General features: G+C 55.1%; 16 protein-coding genes. 9 read left to right on the plus strand and 7 right to left on the minus strand.

All coding sequences use genetic code 11. The features are described 5' to 3' along the window. Window positions 1-3: 3 nt before the first annotated feature. Genes ssuD through ssuE form a run of 3 tightly spaced genes read right to left on the minus strand, consistent with a single transcriptional unit; the run spans window position 4 to window position 2,676 of the window. The gene (ssuD, locus tag AC4IC4_RS07420; protein ID WP_032658175.1) at window positions 4-1,149 is read right to left on the minus strand and encodes an FMNH2-dependent alkanesulfonate monooxygenase; all 1,146 of its coding nucleotides are present in this window, start codon (window positions 1,147-1,149) and stop codon (window positions 4-6) included. Beyond that, entirely contained in the window at window positions 1,146-2,108 is a 963-nt protein-coding gene (locus AC4IC4_RS07425; protein ID WP_032649154.1) for a sulfonate ABC transporter substrate-binding protein, read from the minus strand. Before AC4IC4_RS07425 ends, ssuD begins: the two co-directional genes overlap by 4 nt. Continuing rightward, window positions 2,101-2,676, minus strand: a complete 576-nt coding sequence (gene ssuE / locus AC4IC4_RS07430) for an NADPH-dependent FMN reductase (protein ID WP_023335146.1) — start codon at window positions 2,674-2,676, stop codon at window positions 2,101-2,103. The genes AC4IC4_RS07425 and ssuE overlap by 8 nt, the downstream gene beginning before the upstream one ends. A 248-nt stretch (window positions 2,677-2,924) precedes the next feature. Between ssuE and pyrD the strand changes: the two genes are divergently transcribed. Both pyrD and zapC read left to right on the plus strand, forming a co-directional pair. After that, a complete protein-coding gene (gene pyrD, locus AC4IC4_RS07435) occupies window positions 2,925-3,935 on the plus strand; it encodes a quinone-dependent dihydroorotate dehydrogenase (RefSeq protein WP_032649152.1) in 1,011 nt (336 codons plus the stop codon). Between the two features lie 166 nt (window positions 3,936-4,101). Continuing rightward, window positions 4,102-4,644 carry a cell division protein ZapC gene (gene zapC, locus AC4IC4_RS07440; protein WP_024907772.1) on the plus strand — a complete coding sequence of 181 codons (543 nt, stop codon included), beginning with the start codon at window positions 4,102-4,104 and terminating at the stop codon, window positions 4,642-4,644. On the opposite strand, the gene AC4IC4_RS07445 is transcribed toward zapC, so the two are convergent. Continuing rightward, the gene (locus AC4IC4_RS07445) at window positions 4,641-5,750 is read right to left on the minus strand and encodes a YcbX family protein (protein ID WP_491472462.1); all 1,110 of its coding nucleotides are present in this window, start codon (window positions 5,748-5,750) and stop codon (window positions 4,641-4,643) included. The genes zapC and AC4IC4_RS07445 overlap by 4 nt on opposite strands. A gap of 98 nt (window positions 5,751-5,848) precedes the next feature. Between AC4IC4_RS07445 and rlmKL the strand changes: the two genes are divergently transcribed. From rlmKL to rmf, 6 genes are all read left to right on the plus strand, one after another. Further along, window positions 5,849-7,957: a bifunctional 23S rRNA (guanine(2069)-N(7))-methyltransferase RlmK/23S rRNA (guanine(2445)-N(2))-methyltransferase RlmL gene (rlmKL, locus tag AC4IC4_RS07450; RefSeq protein ID WP_491472463.1), complete on the plus strand. Its 2,109-nt coding sequence runs from the start codon at window positions 5,849-5,851 to the stop codon at window positions 7,955-7,957. Between the two features lie 12 nt (window positions 7,958-7,969). Beyond that, window positions 7,970-9,877, plus strand: coding sequence for an ABC transporter ATP-binding protein (locus AC4IC4_RS07455; protein WP_024907770.1), 1,908 nt, complete (start codon window positions 7,970-7,972; stop codon window positions 9,875-9,877). A 13-nt stretch (window positions 9,878-9,890) separates the two neighbouring features. Then, on the plus strand, window positions 9,891-11,144 hold the full coding sequence (gene pqiA / locus AC4IC4_RS07460) for a membrane integrity-associated transporter subunit PqiA (RefSeq protein WP_024907769.1): 1,254 nt from the start codon (window positions 9,891-9,893) through the stop codon (window positions 11,142-11,144). A 4-nt stretch (window positions 11,145-11,148) separates the two neighbouring features. Further along, window positions 11,149-12,789, plus strand: coding sequence for an intermembrane transport protein PqiB (pqiB, locus tag AC4IC4_RS07465; RefSeq protein ID WP_024907768.1), 1,641 nt, complete (start codon window positions 11,149-11,151; stop codon window positions 12,787-12,789). Next, entirely contained in the window at window positions 12,786-13,352 is a 567-nt protein-coding gene (pqiC, locus tag AC4IC4_RS07470; RefSeq protein ID WP_032649140.1) for a membrane integrity-associated transporter subunit PqiC, read from the plus strand. Before pqiB ends, pqiC begins: the two co-directional genes overlap by 4 nt. 256 nt (window positions 13,353-13,608) lie before the next feature. Beyond that, window positions 13,609-13,776 carry a ribosome modulation factor gene (gene rmf, locus AC4IC4_RS07475; RefSeq protein WP_013097261.1) on the plus strand — a complete coding sequence of 56 codons (168 nt, stop codon included), beginning with the start codon at window positions 13,609-13,611 and terminating at the stop codon, window positions 13,774-13,776. A gap of 71 nt (window positions 13,777-13,847) precedes the next feature. Here the strand turns inward: rmf and fabA are convergent, their stop codons facing one another. Both fabA and AC4IC4_RS07485 read right to left on the minus strand, forming a co-directional pair. Further along, a complete protein-coding gene (gene fabA, locus AC4IC4_RS07480) occupies window positions 13,848-14,366 on the minus strand; it encodes a 3-hydroxyacyl-[acyl-carrier-protein] dehydratase FabA (RefSeq protein ID WP_008499931.1) in 519 nt (172 codons plus the stop codon). A gap of 68 nt (window positions 14,367-14,434) precedes the next feature. Continuing rightward, window positions 14,435-16,195, minus strand: a complete 1,761-nt coding sequence (locus AC4IC4_RS07485; protein WP_491472464.1) for an AAA family ATPase — start codon at window positions 16,193-16,195, stop codon at window positions 14,435-14,437. A 186-nt stretch (window positions 16,196-16,381) separates the two neighbouring features. Here AC4IC4_RS07485 and matP point away from each other — a divergent pair, with 186 nt between their 5' ends. Further along, complete coding sequence (matP, locus tag AC4IC4_RS07490) at window positions 16,382-16,834, plus strand: macrodomain Ter protein MatP (RefSeq protein ID WP_008499929.1); 453 nt, start codon at window positions 16,382-16,384, stop codon at window positions 16,832-16,834. 63 nt (window positions 16,835-16,897) lie between these two features. Here matP and ompA read toward each other — a convergent pair whose 3' ends face one another. Then, window positions 16,898-17,953 carry a porin OmpA gene (ompA, locus tag AC4IC4_RS07495; protein WP_148242612.1) on the minus strand — a complete coding sequence of 352 codons (1,056 nt, stop codon included), beginning with the start codon at window positions 17,951-17,953 and terminating at the stop codon, window positions 16,898-16,900. Window positions 17,954-18,042 lie beyond the last annotated feature (89 nt).

Here is an 18,042-nt window from a genome sequence, read left to right on the forward strand (position 1 = left end):
TCCTTAGCTCTGTGCGGCTTTGCGTGGAATAAACTCGTTCGCCACGGCTTCGCCCTGAAGCTGAAGCCGCTGCGGCTGTGGAATTTCCGGAATGGCGACATCCAGATGCGGGAATAACAGCTCGCCCACCTTGTACGCCTCTTCCAGATGCGGATAGCCGGAGAGAATAAAGCTGTCGATGCCCAGCTCGGCGTATTCATTAATTCGCGCGGCCACGGTCGGGCCGTCGCCGACCAGCGCTGTGCCCGCACCGCCACGTACCAGGCCGACGCCCGCCCACAGGTTCGGGCTGATCTCCAGGTTCTCGCGCTTGCCGTTGTGCAGGGACGCCATTCGGTGCTGTCCGACGGAGTCGGTTTTGGCAAATGCGGCCTGGGCTCTGGCGATCGTTTCATCATCCAGATGCGAAATCAGGCGGTCCGCCGCCTGCCAGGCTTCTTCATTGGTTTCGCGAACAATCACATGCAGGCGAATGCCGAAGCGCACCTTGCGGCCATGGGCGGCCGCCTTAGCCCGGACCTGGGCAATTTTTTCTTTCACCAGCTCAGGCGGTTCGCCCCAGGTCAGATAGAGATCGACCTGCTCTGCCGCCAGATCCTGGGCCACATCCGACGATCCGCCAAAATAGAGCGGCGGGCGCGGCTGCTGCACCGGCGGGAAGTAGAGTTTCGCGTCGCGAACGTGGATATGCTTGCCTTCAAAGGTAACGGTTTCACCTTCCAGCAGACGTCGCCAGACGCGGGTGAACTCGGCGGAGGCTTCATAGCGCTCGGTATGGTCGAGAAATACCCCATCGCCCGCCAGCTCCTGCGGATCGCTGCCCGTCACCAGGTTAAACAGGGCGCGGCCGTTGGATAGTCTGTCCAGCGTTGCCGCCTGACGCGCCGCCACGGTGGGGGAGACAACGCTCGGGCGTAACGCAACCAGGAACTTCAGACGCTGGGTGACCGGGATCATCGACGCGGCCACGAGCCAGGCATCTTCACATGAACGTCCGGTCGGGATAAGCACCCCGGTGAAACCGATTCGGTCCGCCGCCTGCGCAATCTGCTGCAGGTAGCCGTGGTCAACCGGGCGCGAACCCTCTTCTGTACCAAGATAGTGTCCATCACCGTGGGTGGGTAAAAACCAGAAAAGATTCAGACTCATGATTTAGCTCCTTCTTTGCCTGCGGGCTGCCAGATGCGTTCGCGAATAGTGACCTGTTTCGGCACCAGGTGGTTTTGATAGAAAAGGTCAGCCGTTTGTTGCTGAAGCGCGGCGACGTGGGCGTCCACGGGCGTGATGGTGGTCGGTGGACGGTGGTTGAGATAGCTCGCGATCACCGGCTCAGGTAAGCCCATGGTTTTCGCCAGCAGGGTAATGCTCTCCTGGCGCTGGGTCTGGGTCAGCGCATCGGCCTGGGTAAAGGTATCCAGTACGCCCTGAATAAATGCGCCGTTCTTTTCCGCATAAGGACGCGCGGCCAGATAGAACGAACCGGTCTGCTTCAGCGTGGTGCCGTCTTTCAGCACGCGAACGCCGCCCTGCAGTAATGCGGCGGAGTAGTACGGATCCCAGATGGCCCAGGCATCAACGTTCTTCTGCTGGAATGCGGCGCGCGCGTCGGCAGGCGTCAGGTAAACAGGTTGAATGTCAGTGAACTTGAGTCCGGCTTCTTGCAGGGCACGCAGCAGCAGGTTGTGTGAGCTGGAACCTTTCTGGAAAGCAACTTTATGCCCTTTAAGATCGGCGACGCTTTTAATGTCGCTGTTTTCTGGCACCAGAATCACTTCGGCCTTCGGTTTGGGCGGCTCAACGCCAACATAGACGAGGTCCGCTCCCGCCGCCTGGGCGAATATCGGCGGAATATCACCCGTACTGCCGAGATCGATACTGCCGACGTTCAGGGCCTCCAGCATCTGCGGGCCAGCCGGGAACTCCACCCAGGAGAATTTGGTGTCCGGGAAGCGTTTTTCCAGAAGCTGGTGGCTTTTCGCCAGCACCATGCTGACGCTGCCTTTCTGATAGCCAATGCGTAAACTGTCCGGAGCCGTTTCTGCGGCATGGGCCAGCGAGGAAAGCGCCATCAGACCTGCCAGGCCGATACGGGTTAATGTTTTAAACATGTGCGACTCCTTGAGGCTGACCAAACGCCGGCGCCTGGATATCCCTGCGGTGCAGAGCATGCCAGAAGGTTTCCAGGGCAGTATCGAGGCGGGTTTGCAGGTTCGGCGTAAAATGAGGTTTATGTTGATAATCGATAACCTGGGAGTCATCGGCGAAAACGCCGTGGAGGATCTCCTGCGCTTTCAATGCGTTCAGCACCGGCTTCAGGGCATAATCCACGGCCAGTAAATGGGCAACCGTACCGCCCGTTGCCAGGGGCAGCACGACTTTGCCGTCCAGGGCACGTTCCGGAAGCAGATCGAGCAGCGTTTTCAGCGCCCCGGAAAAAGAGGCTTTATAAATGGGCGTTGCCACAATTAGGCCGTCAGCGCCGTTAAGCTGCTCGATGAGCGTTTTAAGCGCAGGGCTGTCGAAACGGGCATAAAGCAGATCTTCAGGTTCGAAGTTATGCAGGTTCCAGTGGCACACTTCCACATCCAGGGCATTGAGTTTTTCGCGGGCATATTCCAGCAGGGCGCTGGAGCGCGAAGGGAATCGTGGACTTCCGGCCAGGGTAATGACGCGCATACTTCCTCCTTATAACTAATTGTTTGCTTTTATCTAACATTCATAACAATTTTAAGGAGTGTGACACCGCGCGGTTATTCCACTAAATGATTTATCTGCAATTAAAATGCGAAAAAGTGCATAAGAAATAGACAGGGAGGTAAACGATTGCGTTTTACGCTGATTTTTTGCCGCAGGTCAATTCCCTTTCGCGCGTGGATCGCCCATAATCCCCTCCCGGTTTGCACACCGGGAATCCAGGAGAGTTCATGTACTACCCCTTCGTTCGTAAAGCTCTTTTCCAGCTCGACCCTGAGCGCGCTCATGAATTTACAATGCAGCAATTACGTCGTATTACCGGAACGCCGCTGGCCGCGCTGGTGCGTCAGCATGTCCCGGTAAAACCTGTGCAGTGCATGGGTCTGACCTTTAAAAACCCGCTGGGTCTGGCGGCTGGTCTGGACAAAAATGGCGAGTGTATCGATGCCCTGGGCGCGATGGGCTTTGGCTCCATTGAAATCGGGACCGTCACGCCGCGCCCGCAGCCGGGAAATGACAAGCCGCGACTGTTCCGCCTGGTTGAAGCCGAAGGGCTGATCAACCGCATGGGCTTTAATAACCTTGGCGTTGATCACCTTGTTGAGAACGTTAAAAAAGCCCACTTTGACGGAATTCTGGGCATCAATATCGGCAAAAATAAAGACACGCCGGTCGAGCAGGGTAAAGATGACTATCTGATTTGTATGGAAAAAGTCTACGCCTATGCCGGTTATATTGCGGTGAATATTTCTTCACCCAATACTCCGGGGTTGCGCTCCTTACAATATGGCGAAGCGCTGGACGATCTTCTGAGTGCCATTAAAAATAAGCAAAATGAACTCCAGACGATCCACCATAAATATGTTCCGGTCGCGGTTAAGATCGCCCCGGATCTTTCTGCCGAAGAATTGATCCAGGTTGCCGACAGTTTAGTTCGCCATAATATTGATGGTGTGATTGCAACCAATACCACCCTCGATCGCTCCCTCGTGCAGGGAATGAAAAACTGTGACGAAGCGGGTGGGTTAAGCGGACGTCCGGTACAATTAAAAAGCACCGAGATTATTCGCGCCCTGTCTGCGGAATTAAAAGGACGCCTGCCGATTATTGGCGTCGGTGGCATCGACTCCGTGATTGCTGCGCGCGAGAAGATGGCGGCGGGTGCGTCACTGGTGCAAATCTATTCCGGCTTTATTTTTAAAGGACCACCGCTGATTAAAGAAATCGTTACTCATATCTAATCTTTTCTCTTAATCAGACAACCAGGGCTTTATTTCCAGCCCTGGTTGTTTTATATTCCGTCACTGTTGCTTATTTAGACATTATAGTCTTTTATTAATGGTGTTATAAACGAAGCGGCGATCAGGACATTTTTAGTACAGGACGTTTCGGGGACGGGAGAGAAACATGCGAATTAAACCTGACGATAACTGGCGCTGGTATTTTTGCGACGAGCATGATCGAATGATGCTCGATTTAGCCAATGGCATGTTGTTTCGCTCTCGTTTCGCCCGCCGAATGTTAACCCCGGACGCGTTTTCCCCGTCGGGCTTTTGCGTTGACGATGCGGCGCTTTATTTCTCTTTCGAAGAAAAATGCCGCGATCTGGTGCTTTCTAAAGAGCAGCGTGCCGAGCTGGTATTAAATGCGCTAGTGGCTATCCGCTTCCTGAAACCGCAAATGCCGAAAAGCTGGCATTTCCTGCCGCACGGTATGAACTGGACCCCGGCAACAGGTGACGCGGCGAGCGTCAATCTGAGCGATACCGCAGAAGAGGTAAGCCTGCTGGTGGTTGAGCCTGGTGAAAATGCTGCGCTCTGCCTGCTGGCCCAGCCCGGCGTAACCATTGCCGGGCGGACGATGCAGCTTGGCGATGCCATTAAAGTGATGAACGACAGGCTGAAGCCACAGCTGCGCGTAGATTCTTTCAGCCTCGAACAGGCGGTTTAAGCTTCCAGCTGTACGGACGTTTTCGGTATGCAGCTACAGCACAGAATTGTGCCGTCATTTCCAATTGCCGATTTTTTCAACGCACTTACTTCGCCATCCACCAGCCTGATGCGGCAGCATCCGCAAATGCCTGCGCGACAGGAATAGGGGACGCGAATACCTGCCTGCTCCAGTTGCTCCAGTAATACCTGCTGGTTGTTGCCACGGATGATGTTTCCCTGCCAGTGAATATCTACCGCAGAGGCGACATTCGTCACAACGTCGACCATTTCTTCTTCCTGACCTGAGCCGTACACTCTTGCAGACCCTCGGGCAAGGATCTCTACCTCATCACCAACGCGGATTGCACCGCTGGAGCGCGGGATCAGGTTCTGGCCGAAATCCACATCGCCGTTGTCCTGCGCGGTGCGGAATGACTGCAGCGTCTTCAGCGGTTCGCCGGAAGGGTGCTTCTGGCCTTTCTCCGGGCTCACCGTGGTGAAAATGCAGCGGCTACAGGGTTTTACGACATCAAAGATGACGCTGCCAATGCGGATCACTTTCCAGGTGTCTTCGTCCCAGGCGTCGACACCGGTCACCACCAGGTTCGGACGAAACTGTTCCATCTGAACGCTGGCTTTGCAGCGGCGTTGTAAATCACGCAGCGAGGCTTCGTTAGTCAGCAGGAACGGGAAGCCATCGGCGAAGGAGAGGGGAACGGCGTCGTGGCGCTTCACGCGTCGCGTCAGTTCAGGCCCAACCCAGCGCAGCTGCACGTCGCGGGAGAAGAAGCCGCTCAGCCAGCGGTTAATCTCATCCGGGGCGATGCGCGCGGTAAAATGGTTGCCCCACACTTCCGTTGGCACATCGACGGGCGCAAAATCCGCAAAGCGAATCACCGCGCTGGAACCGTCCGGCGCGGTCAGGTGCAAACCGTCGTGAAGCGGGGAAGGGGTAAAGCGAACCATCTGAGGGAACTGGCGTGCGGTAATGAACGTACCGTCAGGCTCGGTGACCATAAAAATACGATCGAAGGCGAATCCGCTCATGTCGGCCAGCGCGTGAGAGACGCCGATTCCGCGCATGGATTTCACCGGATGAATAAAAAGCCTGGATAACGTCGCCACTGCACACTCCCACAAATGAAAATAAGCCTTCAACTTTATGACATACACGCCATATTAGCTATAATGCGCGACAATTTTCTAAGAGTAAAAGTGACGATATGAATTCTCTGTTTGCCAGTACGGCCCGTGGGCTGGAAGAGCTGTTAAAAACTGAACTGGAAAGCCTGGGCGCACAAGAGTGCCAGGTGGTTCAGGGTGGTGTCCATTTTGAGGGCGACACGCGGCTTATTTACCAGAGCCTGATGTGGAGTCGCCTGGCGTCGCGCATCATGCTGCCGATGAAGGAGTGCAAGGTTTATAGCGACCTTGACCTCTATACCGGCGTACAGATGATCGACTGGACAGAGATCTTTACCCCGAATGCCACCTTTGCGGTGCATTTCAACGGCGTGAACGACGAGATCCGCAACAGCCAGTACGGTGCCCTGCGCGTAAAAGACGCCATTGTGGACTGCTTCACGCGTAAAAATAAGGAACGTCCGAACGTCGATCGTGAAAACCCCGATCTGCGTATTAACGTCTGGCTGAACGGTGACACGGCGAGCATCTCTCTCGATATGAGCGGTGCAGGGCTGCATCTGCGCGGCTACCGCGATCGTACCGGTATGGCGCCAATTAAAGAAACGCTGGCGGCCGCCATTGTGATGCGCTCCGGCTGGCAGCCGGGTACGCCGCTGCTCGATCCGATGTGTGGTTCCGGTACGTTGCTGATTGAGGCGGCCATGCTGGCAACCGATCGTGCGCCGGGCCTGCATCGCGGTCACTGGGGCTTTAAAGGCTGGGCACAGCACGATGAAGCGCTCTGGAAAGAGGTCAAAGACGACGCGCAAACCCGCGCACGCAAAGGCCTGGCAGAGTACACCTCCCACTTTTATGGTTCGGACAGCGACCCGCGCGTCATTGAACGCGCGCGCAGCAACGCCCGTCGCGCTGGTATCGGCGAGCTGGTCACCTTCGAAGTGAAAGACGTGGCGAACCTGACCAACCCGTTGCCAAAAGGCCCGTACGGTACCGTGATCAGCAACCCCCCATACGGCGAGCGTCTGGACAGCGAGCCTGCGCTGATTGCCCTGCACAGCCTGCTGGGCCGCAATATGAAGGACCACTTCGGCGGCTGGAACCTGTCTCTGTTCAGCGCCTCGCCGGAACTGCTGAGCTGCCTGCAGCTGCGCGCCGATCGCCAGTTTAAAGCGAAAAACGGCCCGCTGGACTGCGTGCAGAAAAACTACCATCTGGCGGAGAAGGCGGCCGACAGCAAGCCGTCCGGCGTGGCGGAAGATTACGCCAACCGCCTGCGCAAGAACCTGAAGAAATTTGAGAAGTGGGCGAAGCAGGAGGGCATTGAATGCTATCGCCTGTACGATGCCGACCTGCCGGAGTACAACGTGGCGGTTGACCGCTACGCGGACTGGGTGGTGATTCAGGAATATGCGCCGCCGAAAACCATTGATGCGCAAAAAGCGCGTCAGCGCATGCTGGACGTCATTGCCGCCACCATCGCCGTGCTGGGTATTGCCCCAAACAAGCTGGTGCTGAAAACGCGTGAACGTCAGAAAGGCAAAAATCAGTACCAGAAGATGGGCGAGAAGGGCGACTTTATCGAAGTGGGCGAATACAACGCGCGCCTGTGGGTCAACCTGACCGACTATCTGGATACCGGTCTGTTCCTCGACCACCGTATCGCCCGCCGCATGCTGGGCCAGATGAGTAAAGGCAAGGACTTCCTGAATCTCTTCTCCTATACCGGCAGCGCCAGCGTGCATGCCGGTCTGGGCGGCGCGCGCAGCACCACCACGGTGGATATGTCCCGCACCTATCTGGAATGGGCGGAGCGCAACCTTCGTCTTAACGGCTTAACCGGACGTCAGCATCGCCTAATGCAGGCTGACGTGCTGGGCTGGCTGCGCGACACCGACGAGCAGTTTGACCTGATCTTTATCGATCCGCCGACCTTCTCCAACTCCAAGCGTATGGAAGATAGCTTTGATGTACAACGCGATCACCTGCGCCTGATGACCGACCTGAAGCGCCTGCTGCGCAAAGGCGGCACCATTATGTTCTCGAACAACAAACGCGGCTTCCGTATGGATCATGACGGCTTAGCAGCCCTGGGACTGAAAGCACAAGAAATCAGCCAAAAAACGCTGTCTCAGGACTTTGCCCGTAACCGTCAAATCCATAACTGCTGGTTGATTACCGCGGTCTGAAAGGAAAAATAAATGTCTTTAATTAGTATGCACGGCGCGTGGCTCTCTTTCAGCGACTCACCGCTTCTCGACAATGCAGAACTGCACATCGAAGATAACGAGCGCGTCTGTCTGGTGGGCCGTAACGGCGCGGGTAAATCCACGCTGATGAAAATCCTCAACCGTGAACAGGGTCTGGATGACGGGCGTATTGTTTACGAGCAGGATCTGATTGTCTCCCGCCTGCAGCAGGATCCACCGCGTCACGTGACCGGCAGCGTTTACGATTTCGTGGCGGAAGGGATCTCCGAGCAGGCTGAATACCTGAAGCGCTATCACGAGATTTCGCATCTGGTGATGACCGATCCGAGCGACAAAAACCTCAACGAACTGGCGAAAGTGCAGGAGATGCTCGATCACCACGGTCTGTGGCAGCTTGAAAACCGCATTAATGAAGTACTGGCGCAGCTCGGTCTGGAACCCGATATGGAGCTGTCGGCGCTCTCCGGCGGCTGGCTGCGTAAAGCGGCTCTGGGCCGCGCGCTGGTCAGCGGGCCGAAGGTGCTGCTGCTGGACGAACCGACCAACCACCTGGATATCGAAGCGATCGACTGGCTGGAAGGTTTCCTGAAAACCTTCAGCGGCACCATCATCTTTATCTCGCATGACCGTTCGTTTATTCGCAACATGGCGACGCGCATTGTCGACCTCGACCGCGGCAAGCTGGTGACCTATCCCGGCGATTACGATACGTATCTGCTGGAGAAAGAAGAAAACCTGCGCGTGGAAGAGCTGCAGAATGCCGAGTTCGACCGCAAGCTGGCGCAGGAAGAGGTCTGGATCCGCCAGGGCATCAAAGCCCGCCGTACCCGTAACGAAGGCCGCGTACGTGCCCTGAAGGCGATGCGTCGCGAGCGCAGCGAACGCCGTGAAGTGATGGGCAGCGCCAAAATGCAGGTAGAAGAGGCTTCCCGTTCCGGCAAGATTGTCTTCGAAATGGAAAACGTCAACTATCAGGTTGACGGTAAAGTGCTGGTGAACGATTTCTCCGCGCAGGTGCAGCGTGGCGATAAAATTGCGCTCATCGGCCCGAACGGCTGCGGTAAAACCACGCTGCTGAAACTGATGCTGGGCCAGCTGCAGGCCGACAGCGGACGTATTCACTGCGGGACCAAGCTGGAGGTCGCCTACTTCGACCAGCACCGCGCGGAGCTGGATCCGGACCGTACGGTGATGGACAACCTCGCCGAAGGTAAGCAGGAAGTGATGGTGAACGGCAAGCCTCGCCACGTGCTGGGCTACCTGCAGGACTTCCTGTTCCATCCGAAACGCGCCATGACGCCGGTGCGCGCGCTGTCCGGCGGTGAGCGAAATCGTCTGCTGCTGGCGCGCCTGTTCCTGAAGCCAAGCAACCTGCTCATCCTCGATGAACCGACGAACGACCTGGACGTCGAAACGCTGGAATTGCTCGAAGAGCTGATTGACGGCTATCAGGGTACCGTGATGCTGGTCAGCCACGATCGTCAGTTCGTGGATAACACCGTGACCGAGTGCTGGATCTTCGAAGGTGAAGGGCGAATTGGACAATACGTAGGCGGTTATCATGATGCAAAAGGGCAGCAATTGCAGTCTCTGGCGCAGAAACAGTCAAAGTCCAAAATAAGTTCTGAACCTGCTGTAACAAAAGCAGAAACTGTCAAGAAAACCTCGGCTAAACTAAGCTATAACCTGCAGCGCGAACTGGAGGGGCTACCGCAGCGTCTTGAAGAGCTGGAAGCCGCGCTTGAGGATCTGCAAAAACAGGTTGCTGATGCGTCATTCTTTACTCAATCGCATGACTATACTCAGAAAGTACTGTCAGAAATGTCCGCGGCTGAAAAAGCCCTGGAAGAAGCATTTGAGCGCTGGGAGTACCTTGAGTCTCTGAAAAACGGCGCATAAACAGGGATAACATATGTGTGACCAGCACCATGCCGACAGGCATATTTTATGCTCGCAATGCGATATGCTCGTGGCGTTGCCAGAGCTTGGTCACGGACATAAAGCCCTGTGTCCACGTTGCGGTGCGACGTTGACAACTGAGTGGGACGCGCCGCGGCAGCGTCCCACTGCTTACGCGTTGGCAGCATTGTTCATGCTGCTGCTCTCCAATCTCTTCCCCTTCATCTATATGAAGGTGGGGGGGATCACCAGCCAGGTAGATTTGCTTGAAATCCCGGGCGTGATGTTCTCGGAAGATTACGCCAGCCTCGGTACCTTTTTTCTCCTGTTTGTCCAGATAGTCCCGGCTTTTTGTCTGGTCGTCATCCTTTTGCTGGTGAACCGCGTCAGGATGCCGGCACCGCTGAAAATCCGACTGGCGCGTATCCTTTTTCAGCTAAAAAGCTGGGGGATGGCCGAGATTTTTCTGGCGGGGATTCTGGTCAGCTTCGTGAAGCTCATGGCATACGGCGACGTGGGGATTGGCAGCAGCTTTATTCCCTGGTGTCTGTACTGCGTTCTGCAGCTGCGCGCCTTCCAGTGCGTGGACAGGCGCTGGGCGTGGGACGATATCGCGCCAGCGCCGACGCTTGCACAGACGGTGAAGGTCGGCGTACCCGGTATTCGTCAGGGGCTTCGCTCGTGCCCGTGCTGTACCGCCGTGCTGCCTGCCGATCTCGACGTTTGTCCGCGCTGCGAAACGAAAGGGCACGTACGCCGTAAAAATAGCCTTCAGTGGACGATGGCGCTGCTGGTTACATCCATCATGCTGTATCTGCCAGCCAATATTCTGCCGATCATGATCACCGATTTGCTCGGTGACAAAATGCCCTCGACAATCCTCGCCGGGGTGATACTGCTCTGGGGCGAAGGTTCTTATCCGGTCGCCGGCGTCATCTTTATCGCCAGTATTATGGTGCCCACCTTAAAAATGATTGCCATTGCCTGGCTCTGTTGGGATGCGAAAGGGCATGGAAAACGCGATAGCGAACGCATGCACCTGATTTATGAAGTGGTCGAGTTTGTCGGACGCTGGTCAATGATTGACGTGTTTGTCATCGCCGTTCTCTCTGCACTGGTGCGGATGGGCGGTTTGATGAGTATTTATCCCGCGATGGGGGCTTTAATGTTTGCACTGGTCGTGATTATGACCATGTTTGCGGCCATGACCTTCGACCCTCGTTTATCGTGGGATCGTGAGCCTGAATCAAGCCATGAGGAAGAGTAAGAGCATGGAAAATAAGAGTGGAGAGGCGAAAGTGCAGAAGGTCAAAAACTGGTCGCCGGTGTGGATTTTTCCCATCGTGACTGCGCTGATCGGTGCATGGATCCTGTTTTATCATTACAGCCATCAGGGACCGGAAGTCACGCTGATAACCACCAATGCCGAGGGGATTGAGGGCGGTAAAACGACTATCAAAAGCCGAAGTGTGGATGTGGGCGTGGTGGAAAGTGCAACCCTGACCGACGATTTAACCCATGTGGAGATCAAGGCGCGCCTTAATGCCGGCATGGAAAAACTGCTGCACGGCGATTCCGTTTTCTGGGTCGTTAAGCCGCAGGTGGGGCGTGAGGGAATCAGCGGCTTAGGGACGCTGCTTTCGGGCGCTTACATTGAGCTGCAGCCCGGCGCTAAGGGTAACCAGCCAGCCAAATACCAGCTTCTGGATTCCCCGCCGCTTGCACCACCTGATGCCAAGGGTATCCGCGTGATCCTCGACAGTAAAAAAGCAGGTCAGCTTACGGCGGGCGACCCGGTCCTGTTCCGCGGCTACCGCGTGGGATCGGTTGAGAAAAGCACGTTTGATCCGCAGAAACGCGCGATCAGCTATCAGCTCTTTATCAATGCGCCAAACGATCGGCTGGTCACCAGCAATGTCCGTTTCTGGAAAGACAGCGGGATCGCGGTGGATCTGACCTCGGCAGGTATGCGCGTTGAAATGGGTTCGCTGACCACGCTGTTTGGCGGCGGCGTAAGTTTTGATGTGCCGGAGGGCCTGGATTTGGGCCAGCCGGTTGCAGAGAACACCGCTTTCCGTCTCTTTGACGATCAAAAAAGCATTCAGGATGCGCTCTATACCGATCACGTCGACTTCCTGATGTTCTTCAAAGATTCTGTCCGCGGTCTGCAGCCGGGGGCACCTGTTGAGTTCCGCGGTATTCGTCTCGGTACGGTTGGACAAGTTCCGTTCTTCGTCCCGGGCCTGAGCCAGATGCTGGATGATGACTATCGTATTCCGGTGCTGATCCGCATTGAGCCGGAGCGTCTGCTAAACCAGATTGGCGAAAATCAGGATATTGCTGCCCATATTTCTCAACTGATGGAACGCGGCCTGCGTGGATCGTTGAAGACGGGTAACCTGGTGACCGGTGCGCTGTATGTGGATATGGACTTCTACCCGAAAGCACCGCCGATTACCGGTATTCGTGAATTCGGTGGCTATAAGATCATCCCAACGGTGAGCAGCGGCCTGGCGCAGATCCAGCAGCGTCTGATGGAGACGCTGGATAAGATCAACAATCTGCCACTGAACCCGATGATTGAAGCGGCGACCGGGTCGTTACATCAGAGCCAGGAGACAATGCAGCGTCTGCAAACCACGCTGGATAACATCAATAAGATTACGGCGAGCCAGAGCATGCAGCAGCTTCCGCAGGACATGCAGAAAACGCTGCGTGAGCTGAACCGCAGTATGCAGGGCTTCCAGCCGGGTTCAGCGGCCTACAACAAGATGGTGGCAGATATGCAGCGTCTTGATCAGGTCTTACGTGAACTGCAGCCGGTGCTGAAAACGCTCAACGAGAAGAGCAATGCGCTGGTGTTCGAAGCGAAAGATAAAAAGGATCCTGAGCCGAAGAGGGCAAAAGAATGAAAAAGTGGCTATTGATGATTGGTGCTCTGCTGTTAACGGCGTGCAGTTCAGGAGTAGATAATAAAAGCTACTATCAGCTGCCTGTGGCGACCCACAGCGGTGGGCAAAGCACGGCCAGCCAGGGAAACCGTCAGCTGTGGGTTGAGCAGGTTGCGGTGCCGGATTATCTGGCAGGAAACGGCGTGGTCTATCAGACCAGCGACGTTAAATACGTGATTGCGACGAACAACCTGTGGGCCAGCCCGTTGGATCAACAGCTGCGCAACACGCTGGTGGCCAATCTGGGCAGTCAGCTACCGGGTTGGGTTGTCGCGTCGCAGCCGTTGGGTAATGACCAGGATACGCTGAACGTTACCGTAACGGGCTTCCACGGCCGTTATGATGGTGCGGTGGTGATCAGCGGGGAGTGGTTGCTGAATCATCAGGGACAGCTGATTAAGCGTCCTTTCCATCTGGAGCTGAAGCAGCAGAAAGATGGCTATGACGAAATGGTGAAAGTCCTGGCTCAGGGTTGGGCACAGGAGTCGGCCAGCATCGCGAGGGAAATTTCCCGGCTGCCATAAGTAAAATTCATCATCAAAAACCGCAGTTGGCATCTCGCTGATTGCGGTTTTTTTTTCGTTTTCACTTCAGTTTGTTACTTGTGCTGCATCACAATTTTTGTACAAATGAACTTCCAGGTAGCTCACAAATATGACACCCGTATGAATTTTGAACATTGACGATGGGGCTAATTCGGGGTATTCGTTATCTGTGCCTGTACATTGAGTGCAGACACTGTTTTCTTTCCACCAGACAAAAGAATGAGGGAAACGAGGCATGAAGAGACAGAAACGAGATCGCCTGGAACGGGCTCATCAACGTGGTTATCAGGCCGGCATCGCTGGACGTTCTAAAGAAATGTGTCCTTATCAGACGATAAATCAAAGGTCACAATGGCTTGGAGGCTGGCGAGAAGCCATCGGCGACAGGGCACTCATAGCCTGATAACGTCTCTTTCAAAAAAGAAACCTCCGCATTGCGGAGGTTTCGCCTTTCCGGGAGTGCGAAAAGTACAATCAGAACGCAGAAGTATCCTGGAACAGGCCAACTTTCAGGTCGCTTGCGCTATAGATCAGACGCCCGTCGACCAGCACTTCGCCATCTGCCAGGCCCATAATCAGGCGGCGGTTAACGATGCGCTTGAAGTGAATACGATAGGTCACTTTCTTCGCTGTAGGCAGAACCTGGCCAGTGAATTTGACTTCGCCCACGCCCAGTGCGCGGCCTTTACCTTCGCCGCCCAGCCAGCCCAGATAGAAGCCAACCAGCTGCCACATGGCATCCAGGCCCAGACAGCCAGGCATTACCGGATCGCCAATAAAGTGGCAACCGAAGAACCACAGGTCCGGGTTGATATCGAGTTCTGCTTCTACGTAACCCTTATCGAAGTTGCCGCCGGTTTCGGTCATTTTCACGACACGGTCCATCATCAGCATGTTCGGGGCCGGTAACTGTGGGCCTTTTGCGCCAAACAGTTCGCCGCGACCAGAGGCAAGAAGATCTTCTTTTGTATAGGATTCGCGTTTATCTACCATGTTCTCAGTAAGCCTTATTTTAGTGAAGGACGCAGGATAGCTAACACGTGTACGCTGAACAAGTCCGATCAGTTCGAACTAAACCAGCCCAGCCAGCGTAACGGCCATGGATAACGATGACGAGCATCCTGCTGTGTCGCCTGAGCAATGCGCTCCTGGATAGTTTGCATCAGGGTGGTTTGCCCTTCGCCGTCCCATACCAGGTTTGTCAGTAAGGGTAGTGCATCCTCAATCCCTTCGATGGCCCAGATAGCGAACTGCTCTTGTTCCACCGCATCCAGAATCTCCTGACTGAGGCTTAAATGGCGTGCGTTGGGAGCCGGGATAATCACACCCTGCTTGCCGTTTAAACTGCGCTGCTGACAGATAGAGAAGAAGCCTTCAATTTTCTCGTTGAGGCCTCCCACTGGCTGGGCGCGGCCGAACTGGTCCACCGAACCGGTGATCGCGATGTTCTGATTGATGGGCACTTCCGCCAGGGCGCTGATTAAGGCGCACAGCTCGGCCATAGAGGCACTGTCGCCATCCACTTCGCTGTAGGACTGCTCAAACGTCAGCGAGGCGGAGAAGGGGATCTGCTGCTCAAGCTGCAGCTCTGACATCAAAAACGCCTGCATGATCATCATGCCTTTGGCATGAATGTTTCCGCCCAGCTCGGCTTTCCGTTCAATATCGGTGAACTCGCCATCGCCAATGTGCACAACGCAGCTGATACGTGATGGCTCCCCGAATGCTCGCGGATGGCCAGGAAATTCAATCACAGACAGGGCGTTAATCTGCCCGACGCGTTCGCCTTCGGTTTCCACCAGAATTTGTTCGAGCAGAATTTCATCCTGCATACGGTCAGCAAGATAGCCTTCTCGCCACTCACGCTGAGCCAGCATCTGAGTGAGCTGTTCACCGGTGAACGCCCCGTCACCGCTGATCACACCCACTTCACGCAGCTGTTTGCCGATCCAGAGCGGGCAAAGCGGCAGCGTTTCCTGGTCACCGGTGTAGCGTACCGCTTCGCGGATTAAGCCCGGCCACGCGTCAGCCGCAGGGGTTGGCAGCGCAGAACGTTCAGCAACGGCCATCACCCACTGGCACCACTGCGCCATATCGTCGGCATCAGCAATCTGGATGTTGTCTTCGTATTCACTATACACGGCCTGCTCAGCCAGTTCCGGCTCCATTTCCTGGAAGTCCGCCAGCGATTCACGGTCGCCCGTCAGCACGACGGTCAGCGACAGCGGCATAGACGGAACAGAGACGGGCAGAGGACGAGACTCATCGTAGCCGACCCAGTCGAAACGCTGCTGGCGCACGATGGTTTTCAGACGCATCCACAGCAGCGGCTGCGAGAGCAGGGTACGCAGTGAGATGATCAGAACACCGCCATTTGCGCGATGTACCAGCCCAGGCTGCAGCGAAAGCTCGCCGTTAAACTGGCGCAGACAACCAAAGAGTTGTTCAGCCTCAACCCAGTTAGCGGTAATCACCTCGCCCTTAGCGGCAAAATGGCCGTCGGCCTGTGCCGCCGGTTCGAAAGTGACATCATGTCCCGCGATACGATACTGGCCGCCAAAAACGGCGTTCGCTTCCGGCTTTAACTGACGCACGGCATCCCCGAACAACGTCAGGTATTCCGCTTCTTCCGGGGCTTTGAGCAGCATGAAAGGTGCAGTTGCCCATGGGCTTAAGACCTGCTCCAGCGCGTAATGCAAACGGGGCTGCGTATCGCTAAGGATGAATTCGTGTTCTTTTGCGAGTTCGGGCTGTGCAAACAGTTCCTGATAACTTTCGGTATCCGGAACAAGGTCACGCCATGCAAGTTTCGTAATGGTCAAAGTTGATGTTTTTTAGTCAGATGTAAAAGCGTGGAGTATACCGTAAGCGGGGGGCTGTACCCAAGCAGGATTGGGTATTTCGACAGGGCGATTGGCTGCATTCACTCACAGGATATGATTTCTTTTCAGCAGATTGCTAAAAAACTGATATTCTGAACAGAGTTACGTGGTAACACTGAGATCGCAATGAAATATCAACAACTGGAAAATCTCGAAAGCGGCTGGAAATGGAAGTACCTGGTCAAAAAGCACCGTGAAGGGGAGCTGATCACCTGCTACATCGAAGCCAGCGCTGCGCAAGAAGCCGTGGATATTTTGCTGACCCTCGAAAATGAACCGGTACAGGTTAACGGCTGGATTGAGAAACACATCAATCCTGCGTTGTTAAACCGGATGAAGCAAACGATCCGCGCGCGACGCAAACGGCATTTTAATGCTGAGCATCAGCACACTCGCAAAAAATCAATCGACCTGGAATTTGTTGTCTGGCAGCGCCTGGCCGGGCTGGCGCAACGACGGGGCAAAACGCTGTCCGAAACCATCGTGCAGCTGATTGAGGATGCCGAACATAAAGAGAAGTACGCCAACCAGATGTCGACGCTGAAGAACGACCTTCAGGCTCTGTTGGGTAAAAAATAGATTTTTCTTTTCTTCAGACAATAAAAAACCCCGCATTGCGGGGTTTTTTTATAAGACGATAACTTATGCCGCTGGCTGAGTTACAACGTCTTTGATGCCTTTAACTTCGATCTCTACGCGACGATCTGGAGCCAGGCAGTCGATCAGTGCAGCGCGAGCTTTCACGTTGTCACAGGTGTTGCCAGTAACTGGGTTAGATTCGCCCATACCACGTGGGGAGATCTTGTTAGCTGGGATACCTTTAGAGATCAGGTAATCAACAACAGACTGAGCACGTTTCTCAGACAGTTTCTGGTTGTAAGCGTCAGAACCGATACGGTCGGTGAAGCCCAGAACCACTACAGAACCGTCTTTAGGATCCAGGTTGCTCAGCTGAGAGTACAGCTGATCCAGTGCCTGCTGACCTTCTGGTTTCAGAGTCGCTTTGTTGAAGTTGAACAGAACGTCAGACTTCAGAGTGAAGTGCTTGGTCTGTACTTCTGGAGCTGGAGCCGGCGCTGGAGCAACAACTGGTGCTGCTTCTTCCTGCTGGCCGAAACGGTAGGAAACACCTACGCTCAGCATGCCGTTGTCTGGACGAACACCAACGGTGTTGCCGTCGCCGATGTTGTTAACCCACTGGTATTCCAGACGGGTAGCGATGTCACGGGTCATAGCCCACTCAACGCCACCAGCGAATACTGGGGAAACACCGGTATCATGGTTGTCACCAGCGATGTTGTTGCTGGAGTCTGCGCGCCATACCATGCCGCCCAGACGGGTGTACACGTCCAGATCGTCAGTGATTGGGTAGCCCAGTTTAGCGGTCAGCTGAACGCCCTGTGCTTTGAAAGCGCCGTTGATGGTGTCGCCTTTGTATGGCATACGACCTAACCAGTCGTAACCCATTTCAAAACCAACATACGGGTTAACCTGATAGCCACCGAACGCACCTGCACCAAGCTGGCTCTCGTGAGTAGGGCCATCATTGTTCAGGCTGCTGTTGTACCAGCCGGTGTCGTGGAACTGAGACCAGCCCAGTTTACCACCTGCATACCAGGTATTATCTTTCGGAGCGGCCTGCGCTACGGTAGCGAAGCCAGCCAGTGCCACTGCAATCGCGATAGCTGTCTTTTTCATTTTTTGCGCCTCGTTATCATCCAAAATTCGCCATGAAAGTCTCAAGAGAGAATCACGGTTAAATCCTTCACCGGGGGGCGTGGTCAAAT

The sequence above is a fragment of the Enterobacter sp. Taxon_2 genome (assembly GCF_058355295.1).